This window comes from Actinomadura sp. NPDC048955 (assembly GCF_040649435.1).
GTDB classification, from domain to species: domain Bacteria; phylum Actinomycetota; class Actinomycetes; order Streptosporangiales; family Streptosporangiaceae; genus Spirillospora; species Spirillospora luteofluorescens.
In genome coordinates, this window is the sequence record NZ_JBEZJI010000004.1 from 176,784 (window position 1) to 199,374 (window position 22,591).

Sequence of the window (22,591 nt, forward strand, 5' to 3'; positions counted from 1 at the left end):
CCGGCCTGCGTTCAGCACACCGATGCCCGCCGGGGAAGCATCTAGCTCGATTCTCTTTTGCTAGACACATCCCCATTAGCATGATTTAGGCGCATATCAAGAATCGATTCTTTGTGTGCTGATGTAATGGCGTTGGCGGATCTCTGGGGGCGGGTATTCCGCCCTCGTGAGGTTGCGCATCTTCTTCGAGCCCGAGGACCTTGAGCGCACGCGGGTCTCGATGCGGCCGGACGCGCTGTGGGAACTGGTGCTGAGTCTGCACCGGCTGAGGCGGCCACGTCCCGGCCTGTCACCGCCCGCCGACGTCGTGCGGTGGCGGACCGACACGCTCGGCGGCCTGTCGGCCCGGCCGGTGGGCGCCGCGGTGGGCAGGTGCCTGCTGCCGCTGGTGCCGGCCTCGTCGTACTGGCCCGACTTCCTCACCCCGCACACCGGACCGGCCGGGCTGGAACCCGCCCTCGACACCGTCCTGTCGACCCCCCGCGCGCAGATCCGCCGCGAACTCGACAGGCTGACCGACCGCAGCGGGGCGCCGAGCTGGGGCGCGGACCTGGCCGTCGCGGACTCCGGCGCCCTCACCCTCCTCGGCGATCACCTGCGGTCCTACTTCTCCGCCGCGCTGGCCCCCCGCTGGGCCGACATCAGCAGGCAGGTCTCCATCGAGCACACCAGGCTCGCGGGCGTCGCGGCGTCCGGAGGGCCCGGGGAACTGCTGGCGAGCCTGCGTCCGTTCGCCGTCTGGCACCCCGACGACCGGATGCTGCAGGCCCGCTACCCCGTCCCCTGGGATGTGCGCCTCGACGGCAGGGGGCTGCACCTGATCCCCTCATGGTTCTGCGCCGCCACACCCGTCGTCCTGGTCGACGACTCCCTGCCACCCGTGCTCGTCTACCCGCTGACCCACCAGCCGTTACCGGCCGCCGACCCCACCGCGCTGGCCAGACTCCTGGGCCCCACCCGCGCCCGCATCCTCATCGCGATCACCGTCGCCACCCCCACCGCCACCATCCACGGCCAGACAGGGATCTCCCCTTCGCAGATATCCCGCCACACCGCCGTGCTGGCCGCCAACGACCTCATCCTCCAGGCCCGCCACGCCGGACGCACCTTCTACACCCGCACCCCACTCGGCGACGCCCTCATCACGTCTTCCACGTCGCGCCCTACCTGAGCACAGAAGCCGCACTCGGCCCTGACGAATCGGACGGCGGCAGGGCCCCGAGTCGAGTGGCGCAGCCCGCACACGTGCTCTCCAGACCGGTCAACGGAGTTGCGCCAGAGCACAAGCGCGTGGTTCCGACGGGCCGGTTCGGATGATGCTCAAGAAGCCCCCGGGCGACTGCACAGGACGACCAGACCGCACAGGAGATATCGCATGCGAATCCGGAAGACCGCTCTCCGCGCGACCAGCGTCTTGCTGGCCATGGCCGCGGCGCCGCTGCTGGCGGTGGCCCCAGCCCACGCCAACGTCGATCACTGCACGGCCTACCTGAAGTCTCAGCACTACCTGGTCCGTGAGAGGGCCACCCATGCCTGCACCTGGGCGGCCAACCCCAGCAACGGCCCGGCCCGCGGGGCGCAGTGCCGGGACATGCTGATGCACCTGGGAGTGGCCCAGTACCACGCCATCACCGCCTGCCGCGAGGCGTTCAAATAGGGCTGCCTCGTCCATTCACCGGGGCCGGGCCGCACAGGGCCGGCCCCGGTGAGCCTATGGCGATCAGGAATGGGTGACGCAGAAGCCGCCCCGCCAGCCCAGTTTGGGGCGGATGTCAGAGAAGTGGGTGAAGGGCGGGATGTAGACGCGCGGGCCCGTCCCATTGATGCAGCCGCTAAGCCGCTGCCACAGTATCTGGCCCTGGTTGGTGGCGTTGTAGCCGGATACGGCCCCGATCGATCCCACGTCGCTGTGCCCGTGGGTGACCGGGTAGATCCGCGCGACCAGCGGTGGGTCGTAGTTGGGCTTCCCCCACAGACAGAACATCCCGGTCGTGCAGGCGCCCGTGCCCGCGACCGCCGAGGTGGTGTGCCGGCCCGGCGTCGCCGCGCTCGCCGCGGTCTGCCCACCCGCTGCGATCGCGGCACCGAGCGCGAGGACCGCGGCACTCGCCCCGATCCGTCGCGAAAGTAGATCTCCCATGTCCTCTGTCCCTTCTCTCTGGCCCATCGCCGATCAGCGACGGCCTTTTCAAGCGTCACTTAGAACGGCTTGGCGCCACCACCCACTTGTACGGTGATGCAAAGGGATTGCGAAATTCAGGCGGCGTCGGAAATGTCCAAGCCCAATGGCCGCACGGTTATAACCGGGAATGTCCGCGGTCATCGCGCTAGGCTCGGCGCTGTGCGTTCTCATGCCGGGTCCGCGTTCCCGCCCCCGGGTACCGCCGTGCTGCGGGGGGCGCCCTGGCGAGGGGCGGCGGGGAGAGGCGAGGCCGGGCCGGCGGGCGGTGCCGCGGTCGGGCGAGGCGGGGCGAGCGAGGCGTGTAGTTCCTGTAGCGCCTGGACCAGGGACAGGCAGGCGCGGACGAGTTCCGCGGCCGCGGCCGGAATGCGGGCGGCGGCCGTCAGGGCGATGACGATGACGGCCGGCACGGCCAGCGCCGTGGTGAACATGGCATCTCCTGGAGATCGTTGGCTGCCGGGCCGGACGGCCCGGGCACACCCAGCACGCCACGTGCCGTCCCCCTCCAGAGGCGATTGCGCCGGGCCACCCCGCTCCCACCTGCGTCGATGTGTTGTCCGGATCGGTCCGAGTCGGATCCGGACAGTCGTGGCCCCGCCCCTGACGCATCGCGGCGGGCCCTGTGAGTGAGGACGCGTCCGATCCGCGGGCGGAGTGGACCGCGCGGCTGAACCGGCTTCTGGAGCTGTGCGACTGGGACCAGGAGACCGCCGCCCGCCGCAGCGGCGTCGCCAAGCAGACCATCAGCGACTGGCGCCGCGGCACCGTGCCCCGAAACCAGGCGCAGATGCTGCAGCTGATCGTCCCGGCCATGGCCCGGCTGAAGGAGCGCCACGAGTCAGGGGCCTTCGTGCTCGACGTCCAGGATCACTATCTGCTTCGCAGGGCGCGATGGCTCGAAACGCACCGAGCTGCCCGCGGCCAGGCCAAGAAGGCTTCCGCCAACCGGGGGCCGGGGCCGGAGGCGGGCGCCGTAATCGTCGCTGACGCGGATCCGTTGCTGCTGGGCGTGCACCGCGCGCTCCCGCTGGGCAAGGCACCCGCCACCGGCGGGCCTGAGGCTGGGGCGCTGCCTGCCTATCTGCCCCGGCCGCACGACGCCGAGCTGCGCGCTGTTCTGGAGCGGGCAGCCGATCCGGCAGGGCAGGGCGTGCTGGTGATACTGACCGGGGACTCCTCGGTCGGCAAGACCCGCGCGCTGTGGGAGGGCGTCCGCGCCGTCGTGCCCGGTCGGCGGCTGCTGTGTCCCGGTGCCGGCGGCCTGGTCGCGCTGCTGAAGTCCGGGCAGGCGACCCCCGCGACGGTGCTGTGGCTGAACGAAACGCAGAAGTTCCTCGACGGCGCCGAGGGGCCGGTGGCCGCGACGCTGCTGGCCGAGACGTTGGAAAGCACACCGGGTCTGATCGCGGCCGGCGCCATGTGGGAGGACCCCTACTGGCGTCACCTCACCGCCTTGGGCCGTTCGCCCGACACGTCCGCGGCGGCACGCGATCTGCTCACCGGGGCCCGCACGGTCCGCATCCCGGTTCCCGACCGTCTGGACACCGAGCAGCAGCGCCGGCTGGCCGACCTCACCGGTGACCCGAGGATGGCCGCGGCGGCCGCCGCGGGTGCCACCGACGGCAAGGTCATCCAGCACCTCAGCGGCGGCCCCGAACTCCTGGCGGCCTACCTGGACGGCCAGGTCAGCCGGGCGGGCGGCCACTTCACCCCGATCGAACGCGCGCTGATCACCGCCGCCCTCGACGCCCGCCGGCTCGGCGTCCGCTCCCCGCTGCCCGCCGCCCTCCTCAGCGCGGCCGCCGATGGTTACCTGCGGCCATGGGAACGTCCCGACACCTTCGCCGACATCGACGCCGCGCTGCGCGACCTCGAACGCGGGCACCGCCCCGACGGAAGCCGCACCGACATCCGCCACACCCTGACCGCCGTGACCCCGCTCCGCGCCCGCACCGGCGACCCCGCCGCCTATGAGCTCAACGACTACCTCGACCAGCACGGCCGCCACCATCGTGCCGAGGTCGTTCCTCCCGCGACCTTCTGGGACGCCTTTGCCGGGACCGCCACCGACGACCTGCGGCGGCTCGCCGAAGCGGCGAACAGCAGGGGGCTGCTCCGGCACGCCGCACAGATGTACAAGAACGCCGTCAGCCAGGGTCTTACCAGCCCGGTCTTCCGCTGGGTCGGCAGGACTCCCGCCCGCCGCCTGGTCCACCTGCTTCACCAGGTCGATCCCGACGAACAGCAGGCGGTGCGATGGGTCACCGACCGGACCGACCTCTCCCGGCATCGAGCGGTCGCCGACCTCCTGCATGAGCTCATCATGGTGAAGGCGGACGCGCAGGCCGCGACCCTGGCCGCCCGTGCCGTCGATCACGCCCTCTCAACCGGTCCCACCGCGGTCGGTTCACTGTTGGCCCAGATGGGGAGCAGCCACGAGTTCGCCCGAGCGCTGGCCCTGAACCCCGGTGCTCGCGCTGCCCTGGCCGACCCCCGAGCGATCAACCAGTTCCTGAAAGACTCCAGGGGCGAAGCGCCCACCGCGCTGCTCGCGGTAGTGACGGCCCAGCACGTCCACCGCACCGATCTCACGGACCCCGACTCGGTCATCCGCTTGCTCTGGGCGCTGCGCCGGCTCAAGCGCGAAGCGCAGGTGGCGGGTGACATGGCCCACGACCCCGCCGACCTGACCGACCCGAACGAATCGGCCCGGCTGCTGAACCGCCTGGACCACGGGCGAAGGGAAGAGCCGAGCGGGCACGCCGTGGCGCTGGCCGGCAGCGCTGTTCACCGGGCCGGCCTCACCGACCCCCGGGGAGTGGCCCGCCTCCTGGCCGCCCTGCACCTGATGAAGGCCGACGCGCAGGTTGACCGGCTGTTGACCGCCACCCCCGCCGCCCGGACCGATCTGACCGACACCGAAGGCGCCTGCCGACTGCTGGAGACCCTGCGCCAACTGAAGGCCAGCTCACAGATCATGCAGGTGGCCGACCGTGCCGTCGCCCAGGCCGATCTCACCGATCCGTCCGCGGTCAGCCACCTGTTGAACACACTGCCCCGGCTGAAAGCCGACAAGCAGATCCGTCAATTGCTGGCGCGCAACCCCGCCGACCTCGTCGAGGTCACCGACCCGGAGGCGCTCTCCAGTCTGCTGGGCAATCTGCGTCAGGTGAAAGCGGAGACACAGATCCGTCGACTGCTGGCCCGCAATCCCGAGTCGCACGTCCACCTCACCGACCTCGGCGCGGTGGGCAAACTGCTGCTCGCTCTGCGCGGCGTGGAAGCGCACGCCCACGTCGCGGCTCTGATCGAACGCGTCACCGCCCACGCCGAGCTCACCGACCCCAGAGCGGTCAGCACCCTGCTGAAGTCCCTGCGCCGGGTGCGGGAAGCCGCACTGATCGCGGCGCTGCTGGAACGCACCGTGCGCACCGTCGACCTGACCGACACGAGAGGCGCCTGCGACCTCCTGATCAACCTGCGGGAACTGCACGCCGAAGCGCAGGTCGTGGCCTTGGCAGACCGTGCCGTCGCCCAGGTGGATCTCGCCGACCCGTCCTCGGTCGGTCATCTGCTGGACACCCTGCACCGTCTGGATGCCGACGAGCCGATCGACAGGCTGATGGCCCGCGACCCCGCCACGCACGCCGACCTCACCGGCCCCGGCCCAGTCGCCACCCTCCTGGAAGGCCTCCACTCAGTCGGTGCCCACGCGCAGATCGACCGTCTACTGGCCCGTGACCTGGGCACCCACGCCGACCTCGCCAAAATTGGCATATATGTCAACTTTCCGGCCATCTTGGAGAAGCTGCGGAAAGTCGGAGCGCACGAGCCCGCCGCGGAACTGGCCGAACGGCTACCGCAGGTGGGCCGCTTCGACGCGTACGTCAGACTGGGCGATCGGGCAGACCGGTTCCGGTACGGCCGCGAGCCCGACGGCACCCCGGCGGCTCCATGGCGGTGGGACGACCTGGACTGACGAGCGGGTCATCCGCCGCGATGGCTACCGTCCAGCGAACCCGGGCGGTTCACTTGTGCTTGCCCTTCTTGCGCTTGGGTGCCCTCTTTGCCGGTTTCTGTGGTTTTTTCGGGGGCGGGCCGTGGCGCTCGACGGCGGACTTGTTCTCCGGGGACGGCCTCGGAGATGCGCTACCCGCCGATGGCGCCGATGTGGACACCGTCGGGGACGGCGTAGGTCGGTCCCCATCTGAGGCGACCGCCAATCCGATTCCACCTGCGATCACTACCGCGGCGGCCGCGGCGCCCGCGACGATGCCGTAGCGCGTCCACGAACGGGTTCTCGGTGCGGGCGACGGCAGATCGACGACGGGCAGCCGGGCCGTGGAGGTGACGGCGGTCTCCGGTGTGGGCCGGTCGGCGTGCCAGGGACGTTCCGCGAACCAGGCGGCCACCTCGGGGGCCGTGGGGCGCTGCTCGGGCTGCTTGCTCAGGAGCCGCATCAGATAGTCCTCGAACGCGCCTGGCAACCCCGGGCACGCGTGCCGGGGCGGCACGGGAGCGGCGTCCACGTGCTGGAACACGACGGCGGCGGCGCTGTCGCCGTGGAACGGCGGCCGCCCGGTCAGCAACTCGTACAGGACGCAGCCCAGGGAGTACACGTCGGAGGGCGCGCCGGCGGGACGGCCCAGGCCCCGTTCGGGCGCCAGGTAGGTACTGGTGCCGATCACCTGGCCGGTCATGGTGAGCGCCGCCGACGCCTCGCCGGTGAACCGCGCGATGCCGAAGTCGGCGATCTTCAGGGTGCCGTCGGCGGCGAGCAGCAGGTTCCCCGGTTTGATGTCGCGGTGCACGACGCCCTGCCGGTGCGCGGCGGACAGCCCGGCCGCCGCTTGCGCGGCGATGTCGGCGACCCGCGCCGGCGTCATGGCACCGCGCACGGCTCCCTCGCGGGCGAGGCTGTGCCCGTCGACGTACTCCATCACCAGGAAGAGCCGGCCCTCGTGGGTTCCGAAGTCGTACACCGCCACCACGTGCGGGTCACTGAGGCGGGCCGCGGTCTGCGCCTCCATCAGGAACCGCTCGCGTGCCTGCGGGTCCGGCGCGGTCGTCAGCAGCAGTTTGACCGCGACCGTCCGCTCCAGGCTCTGGTCGGTGGCGCGCCAGACCTCGCCCATTCCTCCCTTGCCGATCGGCTCCTCCAGTAGATACCGCCCCGCTACCAGCACCTGTCCCCGATCCCTCGTCCCCGCCGGCCCACGCCCGGCTCGACACGCAACCCCCCATGAACAGCGCCAACCCCAAACGGAACATCACACCAGGCCCCGCCCGAAGCTGGAGCCGATCACAGCCCCCGCACTGAACCTCGGAAAAACACTCGATCGAGAAAAGGGTGCGGGATCGAATCTCCGATTCGCAACGACAGAAGAGAAGGTCAGGTGTCTTACCTAACTCAATGGCTTTCGGATGACCCGTGGAAAGAAGTCGGGGCGATGGACCTCTCGCCGGAAGCGATCGCTTCGGTCGACGTCCCCTCCGATGCCGTTGCCGCTCTCGAGCGCTTCGGGCTGCCCCGGCAGATCGAGGGCATGTTCTATCCGAGCGAGGATCAGCGCCCGCTAAGGCCGGTCGAACTCCCGGACGGGAGGCGGGCCTTCGTGCTCGGGCAGAACGAAACCGGCATCGAGGGGCTGTACTGCCTGGACCGTGCTGGGGCGGTCGTGCACTACCTCAACGGAAACCTCAGGGCTGTCAACACCTCGCTGATCGCCTTTCTTGACGCATTGGCGGCCTGGCAGAATTTCCTCGAAGCGTTCCCGGAGGAGGACGAAGGCGACGACGAGGCCTACGAGAAAAGCAGGCTCTCCCATGGCAGAAAGCTGGCCCGAAGGGTCAAGAAGGCCGACCGGGAGGCGTACCGCAAACGCGGCTCGTGGTGGTCCAGGGTCTACGAGGACGTCAAACGAGGACTCCTGTGATCGGCGTCTCATGACCAGCGCATCGGAGCTCACCGCCCTGGCCTTCGCCGAGGACTGATCGCGCTCTTCCTTCGCAGCGGTGCCGTGGAAGGGCGAACAAACAGACAGACACTGGTGTCTGACTGAGAGGATCATCTGAGTTCCACCGGCAGCGCGAGGAGAGCCATGGCCGAGCCGCTCCAACCCGGCGACCCCCGCCAGCTCGGCTCCTTCTACCTTGACGGACGGCTCGGCGCGGGCGGCCAGGGCGTCGTCTACGAAGGGTACGGGCCCGGCGGCGAACGGGTCGCCGTCAAGGCCCTGTACGGGGTCCACGACCGCGACCGCGAGATGCTCCGCAAGGAGACCTGGGCGTGGCGGAAGGTCGCCGCCTACTGCACCGCCAAGGTCCTGCACGCCGACCTCGACGGGCCGATCCCGTTCGTCGTCAGCGAGCACGTCGCCGGGCCGAACCTCCGGCAGGCCGTCGAGCGCGCCGGGCGGTACGGGCCGGACGAGCTGCGCCGCCTGGCGATCGGGCTGGCCACCGCGCTGGTGGGGGTGCACCGCGCGAGGGTCGTGCACCGCGACCTCAAGCCCGAGAACATCCTGCTGGCCCCGGACGGGCCGCGCCTCATCGACTTCGGGATCGCCCGGATCGAGGAGCAGCCCACCACGACCGGCCTGCTCAAGGGCACCCTGCGGTACATGCCGCCGGAGCGGTACCGGGGCGAGCACGGCGACGCCAAGGTGGACGTGTGGGGCTGGGGCGCGGTCGTCCTGTTCGCCGCGACCGGACGGCACGCCTTCACCGGCGACACCCCGCCCGTGATCGCGCGTCAGGTGGAGACCCACCACCCCGACACCTCCGTGCTGGAGGAGCCGCTGCGCTCGCTGGTGACGGCGTCGCTGGCGAAGGATCCCGCCGACCGCCCCGACGCCGAGGACCTGCTTCTCGGCCTGGTCGGAGCGATCGACCTGGAGGAGGCCACCCGCAGGGCCGTCCCCGACGACCGGCCCGCGCCGCCCGAGCCCTCCCGCGCCGAACTCGCGGAGGTCGTGTTCACCGGCCTGGGCGTCCGCGAGCAGGAGGCCGTGCCGCAACTGCTGCTGCGGCTGGTCGCGCCTGGCGAGCGCGCCGAGGACACGCTGCGCTCGGCGCGCCGGGACGAGTTCTCCGACGGCCAGGTCGACGACCGGGTCGTCGACCGCGTCCTGCGCGACTTCACCGGCGCGGGCGTCCTGGTCTGGACGGACGGGACCGTCACGCTGTCCAGCGCCGCGCTCATCCGCGCGTGGCCGAGGCTGCGCGAGTGGGCCGACGCCGAGCGTGCGGGACTGGGCGTCCACCAGGACCTCGTGGACGCCTCCCGGCTCTGGCACGGCCACGGCCGCAAGCGCAGCGACCTCTACCAGGGGACGGCCCTGGAACGCGCCCAGTCGTGGGCCGCGACCGGCCGCCGCCACCTGACCCTCAACCTGGTCGAGCGCGGCTTCCTGGACGCGGCCGCCGACCTGTCGCTGCGCCGGGGGAGGCTGCGCGCGCTGATCAGCGTCGGCCTGTCGGTCCTGCTGGTCATCGCGATCGGCGCGGCCGTCGTCGCGATCGACCAGCGGCGGACCGTCGTCGGGCAGCGCGACCGCGCCGCGTCCGCCCAGGTCGCGGGGCTGGCGCAGTCGCTGCGCCGCAGCCGTCCGGACCTGGCGCGCAGGCTCGCCGTCGCGGCCGGGTCGCTCGCCGACACCCCCGAGTCGTGGTCGGCGCTGGCCGCGACCCGGCACCAGGTGGAGCGGCTGTCCGTCCGGCTGCCCGACTTCGACGCGATGTGGTCCGACCTGGACGGCTACGGACGACTGCTGGCGGCGGCCGGCGGGAACCAGGCGGGGGTGTGGGAGGCCGACAGCGGGCGCGAGGTCGGCTCCTTCCGCGCCGCGGCCGGGGTCGGCGCCATCGACATGTCCGACGACGGCAGGACCGTCGCCGTGAAGGTCATGGACGGGACGGTCGCCATCCTGTCGGTGCCCGGCCTGCGCGTCCGCAATGTGATCCGCTACAAGGACCAGGGCCTGGTCGGCGCGGCCGAACTCCAGCTCAGCCCGGCGGGCACCTACCTGGCGGCGACCGAGACGGGCGCCCACCGCGGCGGCGTCACCGTCTGGGACACCCGCACCGGCCGGCAGGTGTTCAACGAACCGGGGATGATCGGTGCGCTCTCGTTCTCCCCGCAGGAGACGCTGCTGTCGATCAAGGTTCTGAAGAGGGTCACCTGGATCGATCTGCGGACCCGGAAGAAGCTGCCCACGCCCGACTTCCACATCGGCGACGAGTCCAGCTTCGGGGCCGTCCGCTTCAGCCCGGACGGCCGGACCGCGGCGCTGCCGGGCAAGAAGGGCGTGCGCCTGGTGACGATCGACGCCGACACCTCCTACGAGGTGGAGGGGGACAGGGACGTCACCTGGGCGGACCAGACCTTCAGCCACTCGGGCGAGTTCCTGGCGACCCAGCTGAACCTGTGGCGGGTGTCGGTGGACACCGGCCTGGTCATGCGCTACCCGACCACGATGGACGAGTGCGCGGCCGGAACCTTCCGGTTCACCGCGGGCGACGCCGAACTGCGGTGCACGAGCGGCGACGGCGTGCTGTTCTCCCTCGACATCACGCGCTACACCCAGCCGCCAGCGAGCGAACCCGTCAAGTACGACGTGGCGACCTCCAGCCGCGACGGTTCCACGATGGCGGTGCTCCGGGACGGCGAGGCCGTGGAGATCTGGTCGACCAGCCCGCCGGCCAAGCGGTTCGAGCTGCCGGAGGAGCAGTTCGGCACGGGGTCGGGGCTCAAGCTCAGCCCGAACGGCCGGATGCTGGCGGTCAGGACCGGCATGGGCGACGGGAAGATCGACGTCTGGGACCTGTCGAGGCGCACCCGGATCGGCTCCCTCCCCGGTGCCGTCACCGACTACTCGGACCCGGTCGTCGAGAACGTGGACTTCGCGCCGGACGGGCGGTCGCTCGTCCAGCACCGTCCCGACGACGCGGGCAGGTCCCTGTCCTTCTGGGGCCTCTCCCCGATGCGGCGGATCCGGGAGGTGCGCGGGGAGCCGTGGGGGGCGGTGGCGTTCCGTCCGGACGGCCGGGCGGTGCTCTCGGGCCACACGCTCGTGGAGTTCCCGTCCGGGAAGGTGCTGCGGCGCGGCTCGACGGTCCTGGAAGCGGGCCGGTACAGCGCGGACGGGTCGATGATCTTCGACGGCCCCTCCGAGCTCCGGGGCAGCGTCTCCTTCTACGATCCGGTCACGCTCGCCCGCACGGGATACGTCCTGCGCACCGGGGATCTCACCCCGACCGGCCGCTACTCCCTGCCCGTGCACGACGCGAGGGACCGGGTGCTGGCCGTCGCCTACGGCGATTCCGGCTCCGACGGCGAGATCAAGCTGTGGGACCTGCGCACCCGCACCCCGCTGGGAATCCCGCTCACCGGCCACCGCCGCACGGTGCTGGCGATGGCGTTCACACCGGACGGCCGGTCGCTGGTCAGCGTGGACTCCCTCGGCGGCTTCCGCACCCATGCGGTGGGGCCCGAGCGGCTGCGGGCCGAACTCTGCGAAACGACCGGCGGACTGACGAAAAAGGAGTGGAAGGCCAACATTCCCGACGTCCCGTACCGGAAGACCTGCTGATCCCGGACGGAAGAGAACAACTTCAAGCTCGGTAATCTCCACAGCCCGCCGAGTAATTTGAAACCAATGACTTAGAACATTGCGTTTAGTGGTGGTCCGCTGTAGGTACGGCTCATGGGCGAGAGGAGACCTCTCCCAGAACGGAGCGACGCCTTGCAGCAAGCCGGACGGATCCCACCTCAGGTCATCACGTCGCTCTCGACGCCCGAGCAGGTGGTGACGCATCTGGGCACTCTGGAGTTTCCGCTGGGCAGGCCCACCGGCGAGACCGCCGACCGCGTCTACGACCATCTGGACTATGTGCACGCCGTTCGCGCGTTCCTCGACGCGTACTCCGGGGTCAATGTGTGGGCGGCGCGCAAGGGCTTCCTCGATGCGGGGATTAGGGACCACGACGTCCTCCTCTTCTCGGAGTTCATGGATCCCGAGACGCTCGTGCTGACCGGGAACGCGGACACCGTCTATTTCGTGACGTTCCTCGACCTGACCGAGGGGCCGCTGGTCGTGGAAATGCCGCCCCTGTCCCTCTGTTTCGTCAATGACATGTGGTTCCGCTGGGTCGCGGATCCCGGTATGGCAGGGCCGGATCGCGGAGCCGGCGGCAAATACCTCTTCGTCCCGCCCGGCTATGAGGGTCCGCTTCCGGAGGGCGGTCACTTCACGCAGCCGACCCGCACCACGCGGCTCCTCCTGGGCGGGCGGGCGTTCCTGGAGGGCGACGACCCGGGGCCGGCGGTCGAGCGCATCAAGGAGGGGCTGCGCATCCACCGCTACGCGCCCGGGTTCTTCGGAACCAGCATCGGGGAGATCGTCACGGGGGGCACGGCCCCGCCGGTGCCGTGGACCGCGCGGACGTGGACCGCCGCGCTCCGCAGGCCCGACCCGCCGCGCTTCGTCGAGGGCACCGGGTTCGCCGTGAACACCGTCCCGCCCGCGGACGCGACGTACTTCGACGTCGCGAGCGAGCTCGTGCACGATCAGCCGGCCGAGGCGCTCGATCCCGAGATCGCCGGCGCGCTGGCCGCGATCGGGATCGTCAAGGGGCGGCCCTTCGAGCCGGATCAGCGGATGCGGGGGATCCTCGCCGAGGCGGCCGCGGTGGGGAACGCGACGGCCCGCACCGTCGCCTGCCGCCCGCGTCCGGAGGAGGGAGCGCACTTCTACGGTGCGTCCTCCCAGTGGATCAACGGCCTGCTCGCGTCCGGCTACGACTTCATGACCCCGCCCCCGGACATCACCGACCGGGGCGTCGAACTCCGTGCGAGCGACGGCGCCCGCATGCTCAACCTGCGGACCTGGTGGTGGTACCTGGGCGTGGGCATCAGCCCGGCGTTCACCGCACCGTTGCCGGGCATCGGCTCGCAGTACCTGTTCGCGTTCGCGGACCGGCAGGATCAGGGCCTCGACGGGGGCAGGCGCTACCGCCTGGTGCTTCCGCCGGACATCCCCGCCGCCCGTTTCTGGTCGTGCACCGTCTACGACAACCAGACCCGCTCGATGCTCTCCACGCCGCAACGCTTCCCCCGGGCGGGCAGCCAGGACTATCCCACCCCGGCGGCGACCGCCGGCGCGGACGGCACGACCACGGTGCACTTCGGGCCCGACCGGCCCGACGGGGTACCGGAGGGCAACTGGATCCAGACCGCGCCGGGCAGGGGATGGTTCGTGGTCCTGCGGTTCTACAGCCCTCTGCAACCGTTCTTCGACAAGACCTGGCGGCCGGGCGAGATCGAGGCTGTGGGCTGACCTAGGAGGAACGCGGTGCCTCACGTGAGCGACGCGCCCAGCCCGGGCATATCGGCTGAGACCCTCGCGTCGATGAGCGTCCCGGACCGGCTGGAGACCTTGTTCGGCGAGATGGACTTCTTCGACGGCCTGCCGCTGCCCGACACGGTCACCCGCGGCTATGACGCGCTCGACCTGCTGCGGGGGATCGAGGTCTTCCTCACCTGCCTGCCCGGCGCCGCGATGGTGGCGATGCGGCGCGGGCTGCGGAGTCTCGGCATCGACTCCGGCACGATCGGCTACACGGCCCCGCGCTGCGGCTCCGCGCCGTTGATGCTCACGGCGAACACCGAGACCGCGTACGGGATGGCCTTCCTGGCGCTCGACCAGGACGGCCCGACAGTGATCGAGGTGCCGGAGGGGTCGCTGAGCGTCGTCGACGACCTCTGGCAGCGCTACGTCGCCGACATGGGGATCGCCGGACCCGACGGGGGCAAGGGAGGCAAGTACCTCTTCCTGCCTCCCGGCTACGACGGCGACGTCCCGGACGGCTACTTCGTCTCGCGGTCGCCGACCTTCTCCTGCTGGGCGGCCCTCCGCGTGCTGGGAGGCGTCGAAAGCCTGCTCAGGACGCGGATCTACCCGCTCTCGGACGCGGCCGACCCGCCCGACCAGCGCTTCGTGAACTTCGCCGACTCCGCCTTCAACACGGTCCCCGCCAACGACCTCTCGTTCTTCGAGGAGGTCGACGAGATCGTCCAGGAGGAACCGCCCGAGGCGCTCGACCCCGAGCGCGCGGGCCAGCTCGCCTCGATCGGCATCGTGCCCGGCACGCCCTTTCGACCGGACGACCGCATGCGCTCGATCCTCGGCACCGCCGCGCGGATCGGGTCGGGCCTCGCGCGGACGCTGACCTTCAAACCCCGCGACCCGAGCTTCTACTACTATCCGGGCGGTTCGTGGAAGAACATGTTCCCCTCGGGGAGCCACGAGTTCCTCTCGCCGCAGGGTGCGCGCCTGCTGGACGCTCGCGCCGTGTTCCACCATGCGGCGCTTGTGATCACGCCGGCGATGGCGGCGGCGACGGTCGGGGCCGGATCGCAGTACGCCTACACGGCGGAGGACTCCACCGGCGCCTGGCTCGACGGCGGGAGGAACTACACGCTCACCCTTCCCAAGGACGTCCCGGCGAAGAACTTCTGGGCCGTCGACGTCTACGACCCCCAGACCCGGTCGCTGCTGCGCACCTCCGACCCCTACCCGAGCGTGAACAGCCTCTCCGGCGCCGTGCGGGCCGAGGACGGCGGCGACACGGTCGTCCACTTCGGCCCGGCCGCGCCGCCCGGCAGGGAGGCGAACTGGATCCAGACGGTCCCCGGCAAGGGGTGGTTCGTCGTCCTGCGCCTCTACGGTCCGCTCGAAAGCTGGTTCGACCGGAGTTGGCGGCCGGGCGAGGTCGAACCGGCGTGAGGTAGGGGGTCGTGGGCGAAGCGATCGGGCAGATTCTGTCGTACGGCGTCGGAGTGGCGCTGAGCCCGTTCCCGATCATCGGTGCGGTGCTGATGCTCGCGACGCCCAGGGCGCGCACCAACGGGCCGGCGCTGCTCCTGGGCTGGATCCTGGGACTGTCCCTGGTCGGCGCGATCGTGCTGCTGGTCTCGGGCGGCGCGGGGCCGAGCGACCAGGGGCAGCCGGCCAGTTGGGTGAGCGCGCTCGACCTGGCGCTCGGCGTGCTGCTGCTGTGGGTTGCGGTGAAGGAGTGGCGCGGCCGTCCGCGCGGCGACGAGGAGGTGTCGTTGCCGAAGTGGATGCGCACGGTCGACTCGTTCACCCCCGTCAAGGCGGGAGCGCTGGGGATCGTGCTGTCCGCGCTCAACCCGAAGAACCTGCTGCTCGTGATCGCCGCGGCGGCGGCGATCGCGCGCACGGACGTCCCGGCCGGCGCGCAGGCCGCGGCGCTCGCGGTCTTCGTCGTGATCGGGGCGCTCGGGACCGGAGCGCCGGTCGTCCTCTACTTCGCCCTGAAGGAGCGCTCCGAGCACCTCCTCGACGGCCTCAAGGTCTGGATGGAGCGGAACAACTCGGCGATCATGACCGTGGTCTGCCTGATCCTCGCCGCGAAGCTGGTGGGCGGCGCCATCAGCGACCTGTCCTCCTGACGGGGCCGGGCATGCTCGGGCTGTTCCCTTCGCTGCGGGGGTACCGGCGGCGATGGCTGGGGCGGGACGCCCTGGCGGGGGTGACGGTGTGGGCGGTCCTCGTGCCCGAGGCGCTCGCCTACGCGACGATCGCCGGCGTCTCGCCCGTGGTCGGCCTCTACGCCGCGCCCGCGGCCCTGATCCTGTACGCCGCCTTCGGCAGCTCCAGGCACCTGGTGGTCGGGCCGATGGCGGCGACGGCGGCGCTCTCGGCGGCGATCGTCGGTGAGGCCGCGGGCGGTTCGGGTGCGGACCTGCGCACCGCGATGACGGCGGCGCTGGCCGTCACGGTGGGCGTCGCGGCGCTCCTCGCCGGACTGCTGCGCCTCGGCTTCCTCGCCGGTTTCATCTCCGAGCCGGTCCTGAAGGGCTTCATCGTCGGCCTGGCTTTGACGATCATCGCGGGCCAGCTGCCGAAGCTGTTCGGCGTCGAGGGCGCGTCGGGGGACTTCTTCGAGAGGATCTGGGCCCTGATCGGCGATCTCGGCGGAATCAGCGGCCTCACCACCCTGGTCGGCGTCGGCAGCCTCCTGCTGATCCTCGTCCTCAAGCGGGCCGCCCCGTCCGTGCCCGGCTCGCTGATCGCGGTGGCGCTCGGGATCGCGGCGTCGGCGGCCTTCGATCTGGAGGACCGCGGCGTCGCCGTCGTCGGCGCCATCGAGACCGGGCCGCCCTCGTTCGGCTTCCCCGACGTCTCGGTGGACGACGTCGGCGCCCTCGCCGCCGGAAGCGTCGGCGTGCTGCTCGTCGCCTTCGCCGAGGGGCTGGGGGCGGCGAAGAGCTACGCCGTCCGCGACCACTACGAGGTCGACGCCGACCGCGAGCTGATCGGGCTCGGGGCCGCCGGCCTGGGCGCGGGCCTGTCCAGCGGCATGGTCGTCAACGGCAGCCTCTCGAAGACCGCCGTCAACTGGACGGCGGGCGCGCGCACCCAGCTCTCCGGGGTCTTCGTCGCCCTCCTCACCGTGATCACGCTGCTCTTCCTCACCGGCCTCTTCGAGAGGCTCCCCGAGGCGGTGCTCGCGGGGGTGGTGGTCGCGGCGGTGGTCGAACTCGTCGACATCCCCTCGCTCGCCGCCCTCTACCGCGTCTTCACCCACAGGCTCGGCCGGGCCTACGGCGTCGCCGCGCGGCCCGACTTCGCCGCCGCGGTCGCCGCGATGCTCGGGGTGATGGTCTTCGACACGCTGCCCGGCCTCTTCATCGGCATCGGTGCCTCGCTGCTCCTGCTGCTCTACCGCTCCTCGCGCCCGATCATCAGCGAACTGGGGCGGCTGCCAGAGAGCGGGCACTTCGCCGCGCTCGACAGGCACACGGACGGCCGCGGAATCCCGGGAGTGGTCGTGCTGCGCGTCGAGGGGGGCATCTACTTCGCCAACGCCGAGCGGATCCGGTCCACGGTGCGGAGTGCCGCCGGACGGGAAGGGACGACGGCCGTCGTGATCGACGCCGAGACGGTCCCCTTCGTCGACGTCAGCGCGGTGCGCATGCTCGACGAGGTGGCCGAGGAACTGGAGGCCCGCGGAGTCAGGTTCCTGCTGGCAGGCGACGTGGGCCAGGTTCGGGACGTGTTGCGCACCGCCGAAGCCAGGGCGGAGTTGAGGCACGTCTATCCCACTGTGCGGGCGGCCGTGGACGCGGCGAGAACCGGAACATGACGCAACCGCGGCTATTCCTTGCCCGATTCAAAGCGTGGGGCGACCGAGTGCTTCATCCGTGATGTCCAGGCGGTGATATCCGTCGCCATGGTCGTACAGGTACAAGTGAGGGCCGTGGGTGTCGAGAACCTGCCAATCCCGCAAAGGGCCGCCTGCCGGTCCGACGATTTCCGCGGCGTCCAGCCACCGGATCGCACCGTCGAGCAACGCGCACCACGAAAGCCGGTCGTCGGGCCCGGCGAGCAACAGGTGGTCGCCGGTGAAGGCGAGTGCGCGAACGTCGTCCACCGGGCATGCGTATTCGGCCGTACGGTCGGCCTGTATCCGGATCAGTGAGCCGCTCCGGTACGCCCAGGTGACTCCCGCGTGGCTGTTGACGGCGTCGTCGAGGCATGCGATCCCCGAGTCCCACAGCCAGGTGCCCTGCGGGTCCCGGCGTACCAGGCTCAACGAGTCGGGCCAGCCTTGCTCGCCGTGCGTGGTCCAGATGGTGCCGGAATCGTCCGAGACGATCCGCTCGATGTCATCGCCCAGCGCGAAAGTGCGCCGATGCGTTCCGTCCGAGCCGAAAACGTGGCCGTTACGGGACTCCCAGCGGCCGTCGACCCAGGGGAGGCAGGGACAGGCGACCAGCAGTTCACCACGCGGCAGCAGGGCGATCACCGGGTAAGAAACAGGAAGGCAGGACAGTTCCAGCCGATGCCATTCATGCGCCACGTAGCTGTAAAGCACTGCCGGGCAGGACGGCGGCGGCCGGTAGAACGGCAACGAATTGTGTCCAGGCCCACGGACGAAGCCTCGCGCCAGACCGGGTTCGCTGGTCGCCAGAACACCGATCACGCCCTCCGCGCTCGCCGTGTACGAGAGACCGACTTCGTCGTCCGCCAAAGGCGCGGACGGAGCCACTCGCTCGGCGAGGAGGACACGCATCTGCACAATCGTAGGCAACGATCGAGAACGAGGCGGCCTCTTCGCACGCGCCAGGCCCCTGCGGGCAGGCCTGGCCGGGGCGCCGGTTTCAGGCGAAAGGCGGCGAACCGCTTCCGACCAGCGTGACGACGTCGGACCAGGCCTCCGAACCGCCGAGCGTGACCTGTGCCTCGCGGCCGTCGGGAAGCCTCAGCGTCTGGTCGGCGGGACCGTCGGCATCGAAGTCGGCGATGGTCGCGGTCCCGGACCACTCCCGCTGCTTGGCGCGCAGATCGACGTAGACCTCGACCTCCGCTCCCTCACCGCTGATCAGGGTGGCGGGCCCCCGGTAGCGGCTCACGCCCGGGCCTTCTCATCGAAGCGGGTCTGAAGTGTGTTCATGACAACGCACCATAGTGCGGAGGTCGGACGTTCCCGATCGGGAGAACCGGAGACACGCGGCTGCGGCCCCCGGCCCGTGCCGAATATCGCCCACGCGTGTCGCCTGGTCAGTCTGCCTGGGGGAGATACCCGCGTAAGGTGCTGCCTAGGGTGTGGCCACACCCTCTTCGCGAGAGGTACCCGGCCCATGAGGCTCGAACTCACCAACTACGAAGCCCTGCACGGCTGGGGCGTCGTCAACAGCAGCGCCGGATGGCATGCTCAGCGCAACCGGAAGCCCCCGGCGGCCGAACAGGCGGTCGGAGACATCCTCTTCACGGCTTACGACTGCCGGACCAGCACCACGACCACGGTCGAGTTCAGCGATGACGAGCGCGCGAGCCTTGCCGAGCTGGTCAGCGACCACATCCAGGCATGGGTGAAGCGCGGCCAGGAGAACGCCGCGACACAGCACCTGCGCTCGCTGGTCGCGAAGCTGGGCGGCTGACACGCCCACGCCGACCAGCCCGTAACGCAAGTTCCGCGTCGCCGACGACGCCTTGCGAGTGCGGTTTTCCGCAGGGGAGCCGGGTGGCCGTCCCCATGGGCGGCAAGAGGCCCGGCTCCGTAGCGTCCCCCCATGATCAGAATCTCTCGATGGACGGCGTTCGCGGCGTCCGGCGCGACGGCGGCGACCCTCGCGACGGCCATGGCCGTCATCGCCGTGCCCGACGCGCATACGGCTCAGCCACAGTCGAACCGGGCCCCCTCGTCCCAGGACGGCTTCCAGGGGATGCTGGACGACCTGGTGAAGACCAAGGCGGCCACGGCCGTCCTGCTCCGCGTGCGGACCGCGGGCGGTGGCGAGTGGTCCGGCGCGGCGGGCCTGTCCGACGTCCGGACGGGACGGCCCGCCGACCCGGCCGGGTACTTCCGGATCGGCAGCGTCACCAAGACGTTCGCGGCCACCGTCCTGCTGCAACTCGTCGACGAGCGACGGCTGCGGCTCGACGACCCCGTGGCCGAGCACCTGCCCGGCGTCGTCCCGGACGGGGAGCGCATCACGGTGCGGCAGGTCCTCCAGCACACCAGCCTGCTTCGCGACTACATGAGCGACCCGGGATGGTCCACCAACCGCTGGCGCGGGGCGGAGCGGTTCCGCGCCTACAAGCCCGACCGGCTCCTCGCGCAGGCGTTCCGCACCCCCGCCCAGAACCCCCCGGACGTCACCTGGAAGTACTCCAACACCAACTACGTGGTCGTGGGGAAGCTGATCGAGCGGCTGACCGGTCGGCCCTACGGGGACGAGGTGGAACGGCGCGTGCTGCGTCCGCTCCGGCTGACCCAGACGATCGTCCCCGGCGACCGGCCCGGGCTCCCGCGCCCGCACGCGCACGGCTACGCACTGCTGCCGGACGGGCGGACCGTGGACGCCACCCGCATGAACCCTTCCCTCGACTGGGCGGCGGGCGAGATGATCTCCACCACCCGCGACCTCGGCCGGTTCCTCGACGGGCTGCTCGGCGGGCGCCTGCTGTCGCCCGCGACGCTCGCCGCGATGCGCGCCGTGCACCCCACCGGCGCTGGTTTCGCCTACGGGCTCGGGCTCCAGGAGTACACGCTGCCCTGCGGCAAGCGCATGATCGGGCACAGCGGTCAGCTCATCGGCTACACCACCTACGCGCTCCGCTCCGACGACGGGCGGCAGATGAACCTGTCCGTCAACCTCGGCTCCTCCCCGCCCTCGGCCGACAAGCTCTATGCCTTCGCGGGCAAGGTGTTCTGCTGACGGCCGCCGCGTCGACCCGGCGCCATCACTCCTGACCGGCCGATGAGGGCACGGCCCGGCCGGTCGGGGTATTGACGCCGGGTAGGGGAAAGGTCCGGCAGGCGAGGTGCCGGCGGGTGGGCTCGGAGCGCCGTCGGCCTTCAAGGGTCCGGATGGGGGCGCTGAAGTCTTGTTCGCCTCGGTTACGTCATGGGTGGCCGGGTTGTCTGGGCCGGTCGTCTATGGGGTCGTCGCGGGCCTCGTGTTCTGCGAGGACGCGCTGTTCTTCGGTTTCGTGCTGCCCGGTGAGACCGCCGTCGTGCTCGGCGGGGCGCTGGCCGCCCAGCAGAAGGTCTCCGTCGTGTGGCTCGCCGTGATCGTGGTCCTGGCGGCGATCGCGGGGGACTTCGTCGGCTACCAGATCGGACGCCATGTCGGGCAGCCGATTCTGGACAGCCGTCCCCTCCGCCGCCACCGCGACCGTGTGGACGGTGCCCGCGACCTGATCCGGCGCAGGGGCGGTGCCGCCGTCTTCGTCGGACGCTTCGTCGCGTTCTTCCGCGCGATCATGCCCGCGCTGGCCGGCGTCTCGGGGATGCCGGGCCGGGTGTTCCTGCTCTACAACGCCGCCGGGGGCCTGGTCTGGGGCGTGAGCTTCACGCTGCTCGGATACTTCGCCGGCCACGCTTATGCCCGGGTCGAGCATGTCGCCGGGCGGGTCACCGCGATCGTGATCGTCGCTGTGGTCGTCCTCGCCGTCGTCACCTGGCGGCTCCGTGAACACAGGCATCGCAAACGCGATGGCGACAGCGGTGCGGACGACCGTTGAGAACGCCATGCTTCGCGCCGGCCATGTCGGGGGCAGTCCTCGCCCGGTCGGCATCGCGGCGCTCCGTGCGGGGTCGGTGATCTCGATCGCGCGGCCGGTGACCTTGGCGTCTCCGGATGGCGCGGCGGGGGCGCCGACTTCCCCCGCGGGAGGGAACGAGCACAGGTGATCCACTCTGGCGGGGGAGTCGGCCACCAGGTGCGGCACGGCACGTTTGTGCCAGGGCGGAGATCACCAAGCCCGACGGGCCGTGATCGGCCCTTACCCCAGGAGGTTGTGATGACCACGCTGTTGCCTCGCCCGGTAGGAGACGTCTCGCGGTCCGGGAACCGTACGTCGCCGTGGAGGACCGTTCCAGGGGTGCCCCGGTGGGCCGAGTGGGCCGCGCACGTCATCGCTCTGGTGAACGTGCCGTCAGGGCTGTGGCGGCTCGGCCTCGCCGCGGGGATCAGCTTCGGGCTTGCCGACGCGGAGATGAGGCAGTTGCACACACCTGGCTGGGGCTCGCTGTACCTCACCGCGCTCGCCGCGTTGTCCGAGCTCTTCGGTCTCCTGGCCCTCGGGCTGATCCAGCCCTGGGGCGAGACCTGGCCGCGGTGGGTCCCGTTCCTGCACGGCAGGCGGATCCCAATCCTGCCCGTGACCGTGTCCGCCGCGCTCGGCTCGGTGGCCACGACCGTCTACGGAGGCCTGCTGGTCTACACCAGCTTCAACGCCCACATCGACGGCACCGCCTGGGCACGCTGGCTGATCGACATCCTCTACGCGCCACTGCTGCTTTGGGGCCCCTTGCTTGCCGTCGTCACCGTCCACTACCACCTGCGCCGCCGCGCCACGGATCGGGCTTGACCCTCACGCCGCGTGAGGGGCGACGGTAGACCGCATGAGTGATTACTTCGACGCATTCGAGATGGGCCCCGTGACCGAGCATGGACTGAAGGCGGTCGCGCCAGAGGTGTTCCGCGGCATCTACCTGATGCCGATGTTCGTGACGATTCCGACGGCGAACCGGGCCGAGGGATACGCCGTGGCGTACTCGCGACGTCGAGGTGACCACCCCCGAGGGCGCGCGGGTCGCGTTCACCGCGGCGCTGGAGTTCGATCCTGACGGCCAAGAAGCGCGCGATCTCGCCTCGGTCGGAATCGTCGCCCCAGGTTCGGCGGAGGAGGGAAACAATGACGTCCATGACTGAACGCGAGCGCGACCTCCGCGAGGGCGTCACGGTCGGCGTGGCCGCCGAGCTGGCAGGGGTGACCGTCCCGATCGGCGCCACCCTGCGCGAGCAGCGTGCGCGGCTCGCCGAGCGGTCCGCTTCGCGCACACGGGAGCATCGTCGAACGCCACCGC

At 70.9% G+C, this 22,591-nt stretch carries 19 protein-coding genes; 14 read left to right on the forward strand and 5 right to left on the reverse strand.

The genetic code is table 11. From position 1 onward, the window contains the following. Positions 1-166 precede the first annotated feature (166 nt). Together AB0C84_RS06165 and AB0C84_RS06170 are read left to right on the forward strand one after the other, a co-directional pair. Positions 167-1,171, forward strand: coding sequence for a winged helix-turn-helix domain-containing protein (locus tag AB0C84_RS06165; protein ID WP_361061634.1), 1,005 nt, complete (start codon positions 167-169; stop codon positions 1,169-1,171). A 204-nt stretch (positions 1,172-1,375) separates the two neighbouring features. Beyond that, positions 1,376-1,657 (forward strand): hypothetical protein, encoded by a 282-nt coding sequence (locus tag AB0C84_RS06170; protein ID WP_361061637.1) that lies wholly within the window; start codon positions 1,376-1,378, stop codon positions 1,655-1,657. 63 nt (positions 1,658-1,720) lie between these two features. Here the strand turns inward: AB0C84_RS06170 and AB0C84_RS06175 are convergent, their stop codons facing one another. Together AB0C84_RS06175 and AB0C84_RS06180 are read right to left on the reverse strand one after the other, a co-directional pair. Next, positions 1,721-2,140 carry a hypothetical protein gene (locus AB0C84_RS06175; protein ID WP_361061640.1) on the reverse strand — a complete coding sequence of 140 codons (420 nt, stop codon included), beginning with the start codon at positions 2,138-2,140 and terminating at the stop codon, positions 1,721-1,723. Positions 2,141-2,349: 209 nt separating this feature from the next. After that, entirely contained in the window at positions 2,350-2,613 is a 264-nt protein-coding gene (locus AB0C84_RS06180) for a hypothetical protein (protein WP_361061642.1), read from the reverse strand. 356 nt (positions 2,614-2,969) lie between these two features. Here AB0C84_RS06180 and AB0C84_RS06185 point away from each other — a divergent pair, with 356 nt between their 5' ends. After that, positions 2,970-6,161, forward strand: coding sequence for a hypothetical protein (locus AB0C84_RS06185; RefSeq protein ID WP_361061645.1), 3,192 nt, complete (start codon positions 2,970-2,972; stop codon positions 6,159-6,161). 49 nt (positions 6,162-6,210) lie between these two features. Here AB0C84_RS06185 and AB0C84_RS06190 read toward each other — a convergent pair whose 3' ends face one another. Beyond that, positions 6,211-7,368, reverse strand: a complete 1,158-nt coding sequence (locus AB0C84_RS06190) for a serine/threonine-protein kinase (protein WP_361061648.1) — start codon at positions 7,366-7,368, stop codon at positions 6,211-6,213. A 264-nt stretch (positions 7,369-7,632) separates the two neighbouring features. Between AB0C84_RS06190 and AB0C84_RS06195 the strand changes: the two genes are divergently transcribed. The 6 genes from AB0C84_RS06195 to AB0C84_RS06220 all read left to right on the forward strand — a co-directional run bounded on the left by AB0C84_RS06195 (position 7,633) and on the right by AB0C84_RS06220 (position 17,356). Then, on the forward strand, positions 7,633-8,118 hold the full coding sequence (locus AB0C84_RS06195; protein WP_361061651.1) for an SUKH-4 family immunity protein: 486 nt from the start codon (positions 7,633-7,635) through the stop codon (positions 8,116-8,118). A 165-nt stretch (positions 8,119-8,283) separates the two neighbouring features. After that, on the forward strand, positions 8,284-11,775 hold the full coding sequence (locus AB0C84_RS06200) for a WD40 repeat domain-containing serine/threonine-protein kinase (protein WP_361061654.1): 3,492 nt from the start codon (positions 8,284-8,286) through the stop codon (positions 11,773-11,775). Between the two features lie 153 nt (positions 11,776-11,928). Then, a complete protein-coding gene (locus tag AB0C84_RS06205) occupies positions 11,929-13,521 on the forward strand; it encodes a DUF1254 domain-containing protein (RefSeq protein ID WP_361061657.1) in 1,593 nt (530 codons plus the stop codon). Positions 13,522-13,593: 72 nt separating this feature from the next. Beyond that, positions 13,594-14,970 carry a DUF1254 domain-containing protein gene (locus tag AB0C84_RS06210; protein ID WP_361061660.1) on the forward strand — a complete coding sequence of 459 codons (1,377 nt, stop codon included), beginning with the start codon at positions 13,594-13,596 and terminating at the stop codon, positions 14,968-14,970. 11 nt (positions 14,971-14,981) lie between these two features. Continuing rightward, positions 14,982-15,659 (forward strand): GAP family protein, encoded by a 678-nt coding sequence (locus AB0C84_RS06215; RefSeq protein ID WP_361061663.1) that lies wholly within the window; start codon positions 14,982-14,984, stop codon positions 15,657-15,659. An 11-nt stretch (positions 15,660-15,670) separates the two neighbouring features. Then, positions 15,671-17,356: a SulP family inorganic anion transporter gene (locus AB0C84_RS06220; protein ID WP_361061666.1), complete on the forward strand. Its 1,686-nt coding sequence runs from the start codon at positions 15,671-15,673 to the stop codon at positions 17,354-17,356. A gap of 27 nt (positions 17,357-17,383) precedes the next feature. Here AB0C84_RS06220 and AB0C84_RS06225 read toward each other — a convergent pair whose 3' ends face one another. Both AB0C84_RS06225 and AB0C84_RS06230 read right to left on the reverse strand, forming a co-directional pair. Continuing rightward, complete coding sequence (locus AB0C84_RS06225; protein WP_361061669.1) at positions 17,384-18,286, reverse strand: hypothetical protein; 903 nt, start codon at positions 18,284-18,286, stop codon at positions 17,384-17,386. 88 nt (positions 18,287-18,374) lie between these two features. Next, positions 18,375-18,626: a DUF4873 domain-containing protein gene (locus AB0C84_RS06230; RefSeq protein WP_179844461.1), complete on the reverse strand. Its 252-nt coding sequence runs from the start codon at positions 18,624-18,626 to the stop codon at positions 18,375-18,377. Between the two features lie 228 nt (positions 18,627-18,854). Here AB0C84_RS06230 and AB0C84_RS06235 point away from each other — a divergent pair, with 228 nt between their 5' ends. From AB0C84_RS06235 to AB0C84_RS06255, 5 genes are all read left to right on the forward strand, one after another. Next, positions 18,855-19,154, forward strand: a complete 300-nt coding sequence (locus AB0C84_RS06235) for a hypothetical protein (RefSeq protein WP_258945580.1) — start codon at positions 18,855-18,857, stop codon at positions 19,152-19,154. Positions 19,155-19,286: 132 nt separating this feature from the next. Then, positions 19,287-20,435, forward strand: a complete 1,149-nt coding sequence (locus tag AB0C84_RS06240; RefSeq protein ID WP_361061674.1) for a serine hydrolase domain-containing protein — start codon at positions 19,287-19,289, stop codon at positions 20,433-20,435. A gap of 202 nt (positions 20,436-20,637) precedes the next feature. Then, positions 20,638-21,243: a DedA family protein gene (locus AB0C84_RS06245; protein WP_361061677.1), complete on the forward strand. Its 606-nt coding sequence runs from the start codon at positions 20,638-20,640 to the stop codon at positions 21,241-21,243. Positions 21,244-21,603: 360 nt separating this feature from the next. Beyond that, a complete protein-coding gene (locus AB0C84_RS06250; protein WP_361061680.1) occupies positions 21,604-22,092 on the forward strand; it encodes a hypothetical protein in 489 nt (162 codons plus the stop codon). Positions 22,093-22,292: 200 nt separating this feature from the next. Beyond that, positions 22,293-22,436 (forward strand): hypothetical protein, encoded by a 144-nt coding sequence (locus AB0C84_RS06255; protein WP_361061683.1) that lies wholly within the window; start codon positions 22,293-22,295, stop codon positions 22,434-22,436. Positions 22,437-22,591 lie beyond the last annotated feature (155 nt).

Coding starts and splice junctions, on each gene's coding strand:
- AB0C84_RS06170 (WP_361061637.1), top strand. CDS start 1,376: ATGCGAATCCGGAAGACCGCTCTCCGCGCGACCAGCGTCTTGCTGGCC.
- AB0C84_RS06175 (WP_361061640.1), bottom strand. CDS start 2,140: ATGGGAGATCTACTTTCGCGACGGATCGGGGCGAGTGCCGCGGTCCTC.
- AB0C84_RS06180 (WP_361061642.1), bottom strand. CDS start 2,613: ATGTTCACCACGGCGCTGGCCGTGCCGGCCGTCATCGTCATCGCCCTG.
- AB0C84_RS06185 (WP_361061645.1), top strand. CDS start 2,970: ATGCTGCAGCTGATCGTCCCGGCCATGGCCCGGCTGAAGGAGCGCCAC.
- AB0C84_RS06195 (WP_361061651.1), top strand. CDS start 7,633: ATGGACCTCTCGCCGGAAGCGATCGCTTCGGTCGACGTCCCCTCCGAT.
- AB0C84_RS06200 (WP_361061654.1), top strand. CDS start 8,284: ATGGCCGAGCCGCTCCAACCCGGCGACCCCCGCCAGCTCGGCTCCTTC.
- AB0C84_RS06210 (WP_361061660.1), top strand. CDS start 13,594: ATGAGCGTCCCGGACCGGCTGGAGACCTTGTTCGGCGAGATGGACTTC.
- AB0C84_RS06220 (WP_361061666.1), top strand. CDS start 15,671: ATGCTCGGGCTGTTCCCTTCGCTGCGGGGGTACCGGCGGCGATGGCTG.
- AB0C84_RS06225 (WP_361061669.1), bottom strand. CDS start 18,286: ATGCGTGTCCTCCTCGCCGAGCGAGTGGCTCCGTCCGCGCCTTTGGCG.
- AB0C84_RS06235 (WP_258945580.1), top strand. CDS start 18,855: ATGAGGCTCGAACTCACCAACTACGAAGCCCTGCACGGCTGGGGCGTC.
- AB0C84_RS06240 (WP_361061674.1), top strand. CDS start 19,287: ATGATCAGAATCTCTCGATGGACGGCGTTCGCGGCGTCCGGCGCGACG.